Origin of the sequence: Lysinibacillus sp. RC46, assembly GCF_041262385.1 — a bacterium.
GTDB lineage: Bacteria > Bacillota > Bacilli > Bacillales_A > Planococcaceae > Lysinibacillus.
This window is the reverse complement of the sequence record NZ_JBGCCF010000028.1, coordinates 48612-61993: the sequence shown is the minus strand read 5'-3', so window position 1 is coordinate 61993 and position 13382 is coordinate 48612. Positions and strand designations below refer to the sequence as shown.

General features: G+C 36.6%; 8 protein-coding genes, 1 tRNA gene and 1 pseudogene. 6 read left to right on the top strand and 4 right to left on the bottom strand.

What is annotated here, in order from left to right:
* Positions 1 to 42: 42 nt before the first annotated feature.
* Both ABH966_RS21075 and clpP read right to left on the bottom strand, forming a co-directional pair.
* Positions 43 to 306, bottom strand: a complete 264-nt coding sequence (locus ABH966_RS21075; protein WP_370081845.1) for a hypothetical protein — start codon at positions 304 to 306, stop codon at positions 43 to 45.
* Positions 307 to 365: 59 nt separating this feature from the next.
* Complete coding sequence (clpP, locus tag ABH966_RS21070) at positions 366 to 947, bottom strand: ATP-dependent Clp endopeptidase proteolytic subunit ClpP (protein ID WP_132361998.1); 582 nt, start codon at positions 945 to 947, stop codon at positions 366 to 368.
* A 695-nt stretch (positions 948 to 1642) separates the two neighbouring features.
* On the opposite strand from clpP, the gene ABH966_RS21065 reads away from it, so the two are divergent.
* Positions 1643 to 1717: transfer RNA gene (locus tag ABH966_RS21065), tRNA-Arg, on the top strand.
* A gap of 508 nt (positions 1718 to 2225) precedes the next feature.
* Here ABH966_RS21065 and ABH966_RS21060 read toward each other — a convergent pair.
* Positions 2226 to 2840: a spore coat protein gene (locus ABH966_RS21060; RefSeq protein WP_370081843.1), complete on the bottom strand. Its 615-nt coding sequence runs from the start codon at positions 2838 to 2840 to the stop codon at positions 2226 to 2228.
* Between the two features lie 196 nt (positions 2841 to 3036).
* Between ABH966_RS21060 and ABH966_RS21055 the strand changes: the two genes are divergently transcribed.
* The 5 genes and pseudogenes from ABH966_RS21055 to ABH966_RS21035 all read left to right on the top strand — a co-directional run bounded on the left by ABH966_RS21055 (position 3037) and on the right by ABH966_RS21035 (position 11795).
* Positions 3037 to 3618 carry a LemA family protein gene (locus ABH966_RS21055; protein WP_370081841.1) on the top strand — a complete coding sequence of 194 codons (582 nt, stop codon included), beginning with the start codon at positions 3037 to 3039 and terminating at the stop codon, positions 3616 to 3618.
* Positions 3618 to 4379, top strand: a complete 762-nt coding sequence (locus tag ABH966_RS21050; protein WP_370081839.1) for a TPM domain-containing protein — start codon at positions 3618 to 3620, stop codon at positions 4377 to 4379. The genes ABH966_RS21055 and ABH966_RS21050 overlap by 1 nt, the downstream gene beginning before the upstream one ends.
* Before the next feature lie 309 nt (positions 4380 to 4688).
* Positions 4689 to 6965 (top strand): S9 family peptidase, encoded by a 2277-nt coding sequence (locus ABH966_RS21045; protein ID WP_370081837.1) that lies wholly within the window; start codon positions 4689 to 4691, stop codon positions 6963 to 6965.
* 142 nt (positions 6966 to 7107) lie between these two features.
* Positions 7108 to 9376: pseudogene (locus tag ABH966_RS21040) on the top strand (S9 family peptidase).
* 142 nt (positions 9377 to 9518) lie between these two features.
* Positions 9519 to 11795, top strand: a complete 2277-nt coding sequence (locus ABH966_RS21035; RefSeq protein WP_370081835.1) for a S9 family peptidase — start codon at positions 9519 to 9521, stop codon at positions 11793 to 11795.
* 111 nt (positions 11796 to 11906) lie between these two features.
* On the opposite strand, the gene ABH966_RS21030 is transcribed toward ABH966_RS21035, so the two are convergent.
* The gene (locus tag ABH966_RS21030; RefSeq protein ID WP_370081833.1) at positions 11907 to 13283 is read right to left on the bottom strand and encodes an aminotransferase-like domain-containing protein; all 1377 of its coding nucleotides are present in this window, start codon (positions 13281 to 13283) and stop codon (positions 11907 to 11909) included.
* Positions 13284 to 13382: the final 99 nt, after the last annotated feature.

Below are 13382 nucleotides of genomic sequence, written 5' to 3'. Positions count from 1 at the left end.
CGAAGTGACGGAAGGAAAAGTCAGAGCGACGGAAAGAAAAGGCTACGACGGAAAGAATGGTCGAAGCGACGGAAAGAAAGGCCGAAGTGACGGAAAGAAAAGGCTGCGACGGAAAGAATAGTCGAAGCGACGGAAAGAAAGGCCGAAGCGACGGAAGGAAAAGTCAGAACGACGGAAAGAAGAGCCAAAATCGTGGATAGAACCATCAAAATGATGGATAGAGTAGCCAAAGTCGTGGATAAAACCATCAAAATCGCGGATAGCCCAATCAAAGTGAAGGATAGCCTCATCAAACCATACATACATTTAATGTCGAAAAACAAAAAAAGACATCTCAGAAATAATCTGGGATGCCTTTAGCATTTTTATTTACGTTCCATAATTTGGTCGATTAGGCCGTATTCTTTTGCACGCTCAGCTGTCATGAAGTTATCGCGATCTGTATCTCTTGCAATGACTTCAAGTGGTTGACCAGTACGTTCCGATAAAATTCCATTTAATTTTTCACGTAAGAATAAAATACGTTTTGCAGCGATTTCGATTTCAGTTGCCTGACCTTGTGCACCGCCAAGAGGTTGGTGAATCATTACTTCAGCATTCGGTAATGCGAAACGTTTACCAGGTTCACCAGCAGCAAGTAGGAAAGCACCCATAGATGCAGCCATTCCGATACAAATTGTTTGTACTTGTGGCTTGATAATTTGCATTGTGTCATAAATTGCCATACCAGCAGTGATAGATCCACCCGGTGAGTTAATGTAAAGAAAGATATCTTTGTCTGGATCTTCTGCTTGTAGGAATAGAAGTTGAGCAACAATTGAGTTAGCAACGTTGTCGTCAATTGCACTTCCTAATAGGATAATACGGTCTTTTAGTAGTCGTGAATAGATGTCATACGCACGTTCACCACGACTTGTTTGTTCAATAACTGTAGGAATTAAATTCATGTTAAATCCTCCTTAAAAAACTAAATTCGAATACTTTTGCTGAAAACTTCCTTGGTAATTCAGCTGTATCCTTATCATACACATTATAGTCAGGGAAGGTCAAATATTAACCCTGTTAAAGTAAAATAAATTAAATCAATTTTGCTTTGGCGTAATTATAGCCGCAACTTCGCATTCGCCAATAAACCATTAGATGCCGCCGTTTCGCTTTCGTCCAGAAAACATTAGACGCTGCAACTTCGTGTTCGCCCAGAAACCATTAGATGCCGCAACTTCGCGTTCGCTCAGAAAACATTTGATGCCTCCGCATTGCTTTAACTACAAAAACATTTACCGTTGCCGCTCCGCATCCGCTTCGCTTCCACGCAGATAAAAAATACCGCGAACGCCTCGCTCTCACGCAGATAAACAGTATGTCCAGAATTTAAAGTGTGTCCGCGCAATTCAAAATCCATGACATCCGTCAGAGGATTATCTTTTTTTTATAGGTATTTTGACACTTAATGAATCAAAATAAAAAAAGTTAAAATGTTTTGCATTCTATAGTTGAAATATGGGCAATACGTTTGTATAATTGATAAGGTCACATAAGTTAAAGTACAGTACACTATTTTGTCAGGTATGCTTCAAATGAGGGTTATCTACATCATGCTTTTCGTAAAGCCTAGGGTGAGTACTTTTTTTTTTGTTTAATTGCCCTCGTGGTGTAATGGATAACACGTAAGATTCCGGTTCTTGCACTGGGGGTTCGATTCCCTCCGAGGGCGCCATTTTACTGATTATTTGATTTACTTTTATAACTCAATTCTCCTAATAAGTAGTTTAGCAGCCTGCTTAGTGGGGAAAAGAGAAGGAAAAATAATGGAAATATTGCCTAGTAGGCATTATTCCCGTATTTGTTTCTTTCAAACCTTCAAAAAAGCAACAACTCCAAATTATTTTTTAGTGAACATACTGTACGTGAAGACTAGTTATACTAGTCGAAAAAAAGAATCCTATCTGAGGGGATTCTTTTTTTTTTGCAAATAATCTAAAAATAGCACCAGAAATGAATGTATAAACATTTATTTCTGGTGCTATTTTCAGTTATGATTCGCACTGTTTTATTTTTAGAAAGAGATCGTATTGTCTTTATGAATGATGGCTATATTGTCGAAGAGGGGACGCGGGAAGAGCTTTTTGGGCATCTACAGCATTAGGAAAAGTTTTAAAATCCTTTAAACAAGAGCAGCCCCGTGTGATAGTGACCACAGATGGGGCTGCTCTTGTTTTTTATCATTAATGAAGGGGATTTGTTGTAGTGCCGTATGCGTTAAGCATCGTTTGCATATCTTGTTGAGAAAATTGAGGTACTTGATAGTAGCCATGCATATTTTGGTAAATAGATAATTCGTATGCCATTTCAATGCAGTTGGGAATACTATCTGCAATAACACGACGAACAACAGGGTTTGTAGTTTCTGTTGCTGCTGCAGTCATACCTTTTGCCACACCTTTTTGAGCGCCAAGTAAGAAGCCAGAAATACATTCATCATTGAGTTCACTTGCATTTTGCATCGGCTTTTTAGGTTGGCCAGGATTAATTCCATATTTAAAATTATTTCCTGTCTCCATTTGATAGCGACCTGTAGGAACAGTCGGATCATGACCTGTGTTATAAGATTCCACAATAGTGTTATACATACCTAATGTGAAATTATATTGGCGATCCAAAATGCTAAGCAACTCTGTGTCCTTAACCTGTGGACGTAAAACAATGGATTGATTCATACAAGCAATGATTGCACCGATTGTTTCATGCAAGTCCATTTGCTCATGTCCACCATGATTTAGGCTTTGTTGTTGGTTGAATGATGTTTGGTTTGATGATTCGTTTTGAAACGATTGTGTCAAAAAAAGCGCCTCCTAAATATCATAGTTTGTTACAGTATTAAGTATGGCACGTTAGACAAATTTCATACGGTATTAATGCATTTGCATATATGTAGAATAGAGATGTTTTTTTGCTGCACATTAGTGGTAAGAAAAAAGAAAGGCTTATCGCCAAAACATGGATGATAGCTAAAAGAAAGCGAAGGAGGTTTTAGAATTGAAAAAAATATTTGGACCTGTAGGAATAATCGTTATTATTTTAGTTGTATTGGCCTTACTATTTATTCCAAAATACAATAGTCTAGTAACGGCCGAGGAAAGCGTAGATTCGAAATGGGCGCAGGTTGAAAATCAGCTACAACGTCGCTACGATTTGATTCCGAACTTAGTAGAATCTGTAAAAGGTTATGCTAACCATGAGAAAGAAGTGATCGCTAGCATTACAGAGGCACGTGCACAAATGGGAAGTGCGCAAAGTCCAAAGGAACAGGCGGTTGCCAATGATGCATTAAACGGAGCACTTGGTCGATTACTAGTAGTCGTAGAAAATTATCCAAATTTAAAGGCAGATGCAAATTTCCGTCAATTAATGGATGAATTAGCTGGGACAGAAAATCGTTTAGCAGTGGCTCGAGAAGACTACAACAATGAAGTGCAGACTTTTAATAAAACGGTTAAACGTTTCCCGGGCAATCTTATTGCAGGGATGTTTGGTTTTGAACAGAAAGAATACTTTAAAGCAGCTGCGGGTGCTGAAAAGGCACCATCTATAGATTTTGGCAGTTCAGGTAAACAATAATGAAACGGTTGATATTCCAACTTGCTATAGTTAGCATCATGTTTATTCTATCTATAAGAATGGCAGATGCCGCAATGCCGACACCGATGAAAAATACGTATATTCATGATTTTGCTAATGTTTTATCAACATCCGTAAAGGAAGAACTCAATCGTTATTCAGAGCAGCTAGACAAAGGTACAGGTGCTGAAATTATGGTCGTAACGGTAGATACTATTAACGGAGAAGAACCAAAAATGTATGCAACAAAAATGATTCGTTCATGGGGTATTGGCGATGCGCAAAAAAATAATGGTGTTTTAATTTTAGCAACATTTGGGCAGGGCGATGGCAATAATGATGTCGTTATTGCTGTAGGTCAAGGTCTCGAAGGAGCATTACCTGATGGCAAGTTGGGGCGCATTTTAGATACAGCGTTTTATCCAGATGCACGTGCTGGAGACATTAATAAGGCATTTAAAGCAACGTACGCTGAAGTATTTCAAACTGTCGCGCAAGAGTATAATTGGGATGGAGAGGTGCCTGCAAATACAGCTGATGAAGAAATGCCAACGTGGATGATTATTTTAATTGTTATCATCGTACTTATTATTTATACGTTTATTTCCAATGGTAGAGGAGGAGGGCCTCGTTCTGGTAGACGTGGCGGTTTTCCGGGTGGTTTTCCAGGTGGTTTTGGAGGTGGCGGCTCTAGGGGCGGTGGTTTTGGCGGATTCGGAGGCGGCTCATCTGCTGGTGGAGGAGCGAGTCGGAAATTTTAACATCAGATGCCTTATATAATGTAAGTGAAATGGCAGTTACAAATATTTTTTGTAACGAAAGTGAAACGGCAGTTACAGAAGTCTCCCTCCTCTATAGGTGGTGAGATGAATGTAAGGTGGCCTAATTAATTATGCCGAGGCATAATTGATTATATTCAAAAAGTGAGCTCATTGCAGTTCACTTTTTTTATTGGTTTAAAAGTCAAATATGATTAATTATTATCAATAATTGACAATAAAGATAAAATTGTTATAATTCAATTATATCGACTAACGATATAACACGAACTGATATAAGGAGGAATCATTTTGAAAAAGAGATTTTTATCAGCATCATTAGCGGTTATTTTAACGTCATCTGCGGTTATCCCTGTATCTATGCAGGAAGTGCGCGCTGCCAATGAAACTAGCAGTCAAGTAGAAGTAAAAGAGGAACGTTTATCTGCTAAGGAGTTTCTAAATTTAGCTGTAACAGCTTTAACATTCCAACATGGATCAGAGACAATGCGTCAGCAAATCATTGATCAATGGGTAAAAGGTGAAGAATTAAAAGATTTAAGTGTACATATTAAACGTGATGAAGCAGCACGTATTTTAGTAAGAGCTTTAAATAAAGAGGAAAAAGAAGCAACACTTGCTGAATATCAAGAAAAAGCTAATAAACTAGGTTTATTTAATGGTCTGTCAGCTAGTGAAACGATTTCTAAACAAGATGCGGTTAAAATCTTGAACAATGCTAAAAATGTGAAAAATGGTGTCGGCAATAATGAAGGTGTGAAAGAGATTTCCGTAGAAGATTTTATGAAAAATCCAGGAAACATGGGCTATGAACTTTCACCAGATGGCAATTACATTACTTATGCTTCTGCATGGGAAAATCGATTAAACGTTTTCGTGAAAAAAATGAATGACGATAGTGAGCCAGTACGTGTATCCAATTCAACGGATCGTGATATCGGGGGATTATTCTGGAAAGATGATAATTTACTATATGTAAAAGATAAAGGTGGCGATGAAAACCACCACATTTATTCAACATCTTTTAATGGTAATGAGGAAAAGGATTTAACACCTTATCCGAATGTAACAGTTGGGGTATTAAGTAACTTACAGGGTGTTAAAGATGAAATCCTTATTATGATGAATAAAGAAGATGTGAAAGTCTTTGATGTGTACAAGCTTAATGTGAAGACTGGAGAAACTACACATGTTGCGAAAAACCCAGGTAATATTACGAGCTGGTTAGCAGACCGTAATGGAAATGTACGTATGGCAGTTGCTTCAGATGGTGTAGTAGGCACTGTTCTTTATCGTGATTCAGAGAAAGATGAATTCAAGCCATTTATTGAAATAGAAGATGGAGATCAAGTAATGCCACTTGGTTTCACTAAAGACAATAAACATATTTTGGTGAAATCTAATAAAGGAAGAGATAAAGTAGAAGTAGTTAAATATGATTTAGAAGGCAATGAAGAAGTAATTATGTCCAATCCAGAAGTGGATGTAATGGGTGTATTATATAGTTCTGAGAAAGATAAAGTATTGTATGGTACATATGTATCAGATAAGATTCATTATCAATTCTTTGACGAAGACTTCGAAAAACTATTCCGTAAAATTCAAAATAAATTAGGTGTTCAAGAAAATGAAATGGCCATTTATGATTACAACAAAGAAATGACAAAATTCATTGTTAGTGTTTCTAGTGACACTGTTTTCGGAAAATATTATTACTACGATTCAACGACAGATGAAATGACTGAAATGGCAACACTAAGCCCTTGGTTAAACCCAGAGGAGCTTGCAGAAATGCACCCAATTTCATATAAAAGTCGAGACGGTCTAACAATTAACGGTTATTTAACTTTACCGAAAAACAAAGAGGCTAAAAATCTGCCACTTATCGTTAATCCACACGGTGGACCATGGGCACGTGATATGTGGGGCTTTAATAATGAGGTGCAATTACTAGCAAATCGTGGTTATGCGGTACTACAAGTGAATTTCCGTTCTTCAACTGGCTATGGAAAAGAATTTTTAGAGGCTGGTAATAAACAATGGGGTCTAAAAATTCAAGATGATATTACAGATGGTGTACAATGGGCAATCGACCAAGGCATTGCAGACCCTAAACGCATCGGAATTTACGGTGCATCATTTGGAGGTTATGCAACTTTAGCTGGGATCACTTACACTCCAGATCTATATGCTGCAGCAGTGGACTATGTAGGTGTATCCAACATCTTTACATTTATAAATACAATCCCTCCGTATTGGGACACATTGCGTAACCAACTTTATCAGCGCGTGGGACATCCAGAAGAAGATAAAGAGCTATTAACAGCTGTTTCACCTGTCTTCCATGTAGATAAAATTAAAACACCGTTATTTGTAGCTCAAGGTGCAAATGATCCACGTGTAAATAAGGCAGAATCTGATCAAATCGTTGAAGCATTACGTGCAAGAGGCGTTGATGTGGAATACATGGTGAAAGATAATGAAGGACATGGTTTCCAGAATGAAGAAAACCGCATTGAATTTTATAATGCAATGCTAAAATTCTTAGATAGCCATCTGAAAAAATAATAGGAAAGAAGACTGTGCAGGAAGTAAGTTTCTTGCGTAGTCTTTTTCATCAGAACCAACAATTGACAAAAACGCTAAAGTTGGTATGATTTTATTTTATTTACAAAATATGTAATTCAAACTGATATAAGGAGGAATCATTTTGAAGAAGAGATTTTTATCAGCATCATTAGCGGTTATTTTAACGTCATCTGCGGTTATCCCTGTATCTATGCAGGAAGTGCGCGCTGCCAATGAAACTAGCAGTCAAGTAGAAGTTAAAGAGGAACGTCTATCTGCTAAGGAATTTTTCTGTAACAGCTCTAACATTCCAACATGGATCAGAGACAATGCGTCAGCAAATCATTGATCAATGGGTAAAAGGTGAAGAATTAAAAGATTTAAGTGTACATATTAAACGTGATGAAGCGGCACGTATTTTAGTAAGAGCTTTAAATAAAGAGGAAAAAGAAGCAACACTTGCTGACTATCAAGAAAAAGCAAATAAACTTGGTTTATTTAACAGTCTGTCAGCTAGTGAAACGATTTCTAAACAAGATGCGGTTAAAATCTTGAACAATGCTAAAAATGTGAAAAATGGTGTCGGCAATAATGAAGGCGTGAAAGAAATTTCTGTCGAAGACTTCATGAAAAATCCAGGAAACGTTGGCTATGAACTTTCACCAGATGGCAATTACATTACTTTTAACGCTGCATGGGAAAACCGTAGAAACGTTTTCGTGAAAAAAATGAATGACGATAGCGAGCCAGTACGCGTATCTAGCTCAACGGATCGTGATATTTATGCATCCTTCTGGAAGGATGATAATTTACTATATTTAAAGGATAAAGGTGGCGATGAAAACTACCACATTTATTCAACAACATTTAATGGTAATGAAGAAAAGGATTTAACACCTTATCCGAATGTAACAGTTGGGGTATTAAGTAGCTTACAGGGTGTTAAAGATGAAATTCTTATTATGATGAATAAAGAAGATGCAAAAGTCTTTGATGTATACAAACTTAACCTAAAGACTGGTGAAACTACACATGTTGCGAAAAACCCAGGTAATATTACGAGCTGGATAGCAGATCGTGATGGAAATGTACGTATGGCAGTTGCTTCAGATGGTGTAGTAGGCACTGTTCTATATCGTGATTCAGAGAAAGATGAATTCAAGCCATTTATTGAAATGGAATCAGGGGATCAAGTAATGCCACTTGGTTTCACTAAAGACAATAAACATATTTTAGCAAAATCTAATAAAGGAAGAGACAAAGTAGAAGTAGTTAAATATGATTTAGAAGGCAATGAAGAAGTAATTATGTCCAACTCAGAAGTGGATGTAGCGGGTGTATTATATAATTCTGAGAAAGATAAAGTATTATATGGTGCATATGTAACAGATAAGACACATTATCAATTTTTTGACGAGGACTTTGAAAAACTATTCCGTAAAATCCAAAATAAATTAGGTGTTCGTGAAAGTGAATTAGTCATTAATGATTACAACAAAGAAATGACAAAATTCATTGTTAGTGTTTCTAGTGACACTGTTTTCGGAAAATATTATTACTACGATTCAACAACAGATGAAATAACAGAATTAGCGACATTAGGCTCTTGGTTAAACCCAGAGGAGCTAGCAGAAATGCATCCGATTTCATATAAAAGTCGAGACGGTCTAACAATTAACGGTTATCTAACTTTACCGAAAAATAAAGAGGCTAAAAATCTGCCACTTATCGTCAATCCACACGGTGGACCATGGGCACGTGATATGTGGGGCTTTAATCCTGAAGTACAATTACTAGCAAACCGTGGTTATGCGGTACTACAAATGAATTTCCGATCTTCAACTGGCTATGGGAAAGAGTTTTTAGAGGCTGGTAATAAACAATGGGGTCTAAAAATCCAAGATGACATTACAGATGGTGTACAATGGGTAATCGATCAAGGTATTGCAGACCCAAAACGCATCGGAATTTACGGTGCTTCATTTGGAGGGTATGCAACTTTAGCTGGGATCACTTACACTCCAGATCTATATGCAGCAGCGGTAGACTATGTAGGTATATCAAATATCTTTACATTACTTAATACAATCCCTCCATATTGGGAAACAGCGCGTAAACAGTACTATGAGCGTATAGGCCATCCAGAGAACGATAAAGAGTTATTAACAGCCGCTTCACCTGTTTTCCATGCGGATAAAATTAAAACACCACTATTTGTAGCTCAAGGTGCAAATGATCCACGTGTAAATAAGGCTGAATCGGATCAAATTGTGGAAGCATTACGTGCAAGAGGCGTTGATGTGGAATGCATGGTGAAGGACAATGAAGGTCATGTCTTCCAAAACGAAGAAAACCGCATTGAATTTTATAATACAATGCTAAAATTCTTAGATAGCCATCTAAAAAAATAATAGGAAAGAAGACTGTGCAGGAAGTAAGTTTCTTGCGCAGTCTTTTTCATCTGAACCAATAATTGACAAAAGTGCTAAAGTTGGTATAATTTCATTGTATTTACAATATGCGTAATGCGTACTGATATAAGGGGGAATCATTTTGAAAAAAAGGTTTTTATCAGCATCATTAGCGGTTATTTTAACGTCATCTGCAGTCATTCCAGTTTCTATGCAGGAAGTGCGCGCTGCCAATGAAACTAGTAGTCAAGTAGAAGTAAAAGAGGAACGTCTATCTGCTAAAGAATTTTTAGATTTAACTGTAACAGCTCTAACATTCCAACACGGATCAGAGACAATGCGTCAGCAAATCATTGATCAATGGGTAAAGGGAGAAGAATTAAAAGATTTAAGTATCAATATAAAACGTGATGAAGCGGCACGTATTTTAATAAGAGCTTTAAATAAAGAAGAAAAAGAAGCAACACTATCTGAGTATCAAGAAAAAGCAAATAAGCTTGGTTTATTTAACGGTCTGTCAGCTAGTGAAACGATTTCTAAACAAGATGCGGTTAAAATCTTGAACAATGCTAAAAATGTGAAAAACGGTGTCGGCAATAATGAAGGTGTGAAAGAAATTTCTGTCGAAGATTTCATGAAACACCCAGGAAACGCCGGCTATCAGCTTTCACCAGATGGTAATTACATTACTTATAAATCTGCATGGGAAAATCGTTCAAATGTGTTCGTAAAGAAAATGAATGATGATAGTGAGCCAGTACGCGTATCTAGTTCAACAGATCGCGATATTGGTGGATCCTTCTGGAAAGATGATAATTTACTATATGTAAAGGATAAAGGTGGCGATGAAAACTTCCACATTTATTCAACAACATTTAATGGTAATGAGGAAAAGGATTTAACGCCATATCCGAACGTAACAGTTGGGTTATTAAGTGATTTACAGGGCGTTAAAGACGAAATCCTTATTACGATGAATAAAGAAGATGCAAAAGTCTTTGATGTGTACAAGCTTAATGTGAAGACTGGAGAAACTACACATGTTGCGAAAAACCCGGGTAATATTTCAAGTTGGTTAGCGGATCATGATGGAAATGTACGTATGGCAGTTGCTTCAGATGGTGTAGAAGGAACAGTCCTTTACCGTGACTCAGAGAAAGATGAATTCAAACCATTTATTGAAATGAAAGCAGGAGATGAAGTAATGCCACTTGCTTTCTCTAAAGACAATAAACATATTTTTGCAACTTCTAATAAAGGAAGAGACAAAGTAGAAGTAGTGAAATATGATTTAGAAGGTAATGAGGAAGTAATTATGTCCAACCCAGAAGTGGATGTAATGGGTGTATTATATAATTCTGAGAAAGATAAATTATTATACGGTGCATATATAACAGATAAAGGACACTATCAATTCTTTGACGAAGACTTTGAAAAACTATTCCGTAAAATTCAAAACAAATTAGGTGTTCAAGAAAGTGAATTAAGCATTAATGATTACAATAAAGAAATGACAAAATTCATTGTTAACGTTTCTAGTGACACTGTTTACGGAAAATATTATTACTACGATTCAACAACAGATGAAATGACTGAAATGGCAACATTAAGCCCTTGGTTAAAACAAGAGGAGCTTTCAGAAATGCACCCAATTTCATATAAAAGTCGAGACGGTCTAACAATTAACGGTTATTTAACTTTACCGAAAAACAAAGAGGCTAAAAATCTGCCACTTATCGTCAATCCACACGGTGGACCATGGGCACGTGATATGTGGGGCTTTAATCCTGAGGTGCAATTACTAGCAAATCGTGGTTATGCAGTACTACAAGTCAATTTCCGTTCTTCCGTAGGATACGGTAAAAAATTCCTTGAAGCTGGTAATAAGCAATGGGGTCTGAAAATTCAGGATGATATTACAGATGGCGTACAATGGGCAATCGACCAAGGCATTGCAGACCCTAAACGCATCGGAATTTATGGTGCATCCTTTGGAGGTTATGCAACATTAGCAGGTATCACTTATACACCAGATCTATATGCAGCAGCAGTTGATTACGTAGGTGTATCGAATATCTTTACACTATTAAATACAATCCCTCCATATTGGGAAACAATGCGTGAAATGCTTTATGAGCGTGTAGGGCATCCTGAAAAAGATAAGGAGCTATTAACAGCAGCTTCACCTGTCTTCCATGTGGATAAAATTAAAACACCGCTATTTGTAGCTCAAGGTGCAAATGATCCACGTGTAAACAAAGCTGAATCTGATCAAATCGTTGAAGCATTACGTGCAAGAGGTGTTGATGTGGAATACATGGTGAAGGATAATGAAGGCCATGGTTTCCGTAATGAAGAAAACAGTATCGAATTTTACACTGCAATGCTAAAATTCTTAGATAGCCATCTGAAAAAATAATATAAAGAAGACTGTGCATAAATTTCTTGCACAGTCTTTTCTAGTTGAAGACTCTAAATTGTTCTTGCCACTCCCGATTGTACAGTCGAGACTTATTTGGATGAAGAGCCGTTATAAGAGCTGAAAAGTATTTCGATATATATCATTTTTCTTATTGTTAATTAATGTAATACAACGGGCTAGCTTTTCTACTCCAACATGAATTTGACGCTCATTCACTTGAGAAATACTTAATCGAATCAGATTTTCCTTTTTATATTCTGGTAGGAACATTCTAGCTGCATCATCCACAAGGACATTTTGCTCTTTTAACAAATTGACGATCTGCTTTGCAGTCACTTTCTCGGGCAGGGAGATAGTAAGATAAAATCCTGAAGAGGGTTTCGTATAATGCGTGTTATTTGGCAGCAATAACTCACAAGCTTCCTGAAGATGTTTCATTTTTCTATAATATAGCTCTTTTATTTTCTTAATATGGCTATTAAACATTCCGTTTTTTAAATAAATTTCTAATGCTCCTTGTGAAAGAACCGAACTATTAAAATCGGCAGTAAATTTATAGCGTAAAAAATTGTTAGTCATTATTTTTGGAAGAACTAAAGACGCAACTCTTAAACCAGGTAGAAAAACTTTAGAAAAACTTTTAATATAAATAACTCTGCCAGAAGGATTGTACGCGAATAATGGATCGGATTTAGTATTTGGATCCAAATCCCCTAAAAAGTCATCCTCAACTATATAGACATCGTATTTTTCCGCTAATTCTACAATCCTTTTTTTCTCTTTATTTGTATAGCTATGTCCAAGTGGATTTTGAAACCTCGGAACAATATAGAAAAACTTGATATCGTTATTGCGAAATATATATTCTAGACGATCGAAATCAATTCCATCCATAGATAAATCAATCCCGAACGTAGTCACTTGCTGTAAATTGGCAGACTCTATAAAGCCAAAATAAGTAGGCTGTTCAATTAAAATATTGTTTTTCCCATTTGGAAATGGCATAGAAACTAATAAATTAAGAGCCTGCTGAGAGCCAGACACAATAAATAATCTTTCAGGTTCAGTAAATACTTGTAAGCTTTGCAAATACTTCACCATTTGAAGTCGTAAAGAGTATAGACCTTGTTGATCGGTGTAAGTGAATAATTCTTCTTTATAAGTATCAATGGCCTGATTGATGCAGTGCTGAAAATCAATGTAGGGTATGATGTCTTTATCTGGACCAGCAGACAAAAAGTCAATAATATCATTTTTACTGTCTGGATTTTGAAATTCATTGACAACATAATAGCCGCTTTTAGGAACCGAAAAAATTAAGTGCTCTTTTTCTAGCTCTTCATATGCTTTAACAACTGTGTTTTTACTGCAGGAGAATTTTTCAGAAAGTTGTCGTACTGAAGGAAGTTTACTACCCGCTATAAGTAATCCCTGTGCTAGTTGATCTTTAATTTCATCAATAACCTCATTATATTTTGTATACAATGCAAAGCCTCCTTTATTCTGTACCAGGACAGATGACGGAAAATACCGTTTATTTTTACGGTAGTTCCTCTTAATATTTATTATACCAGCACAAATGGT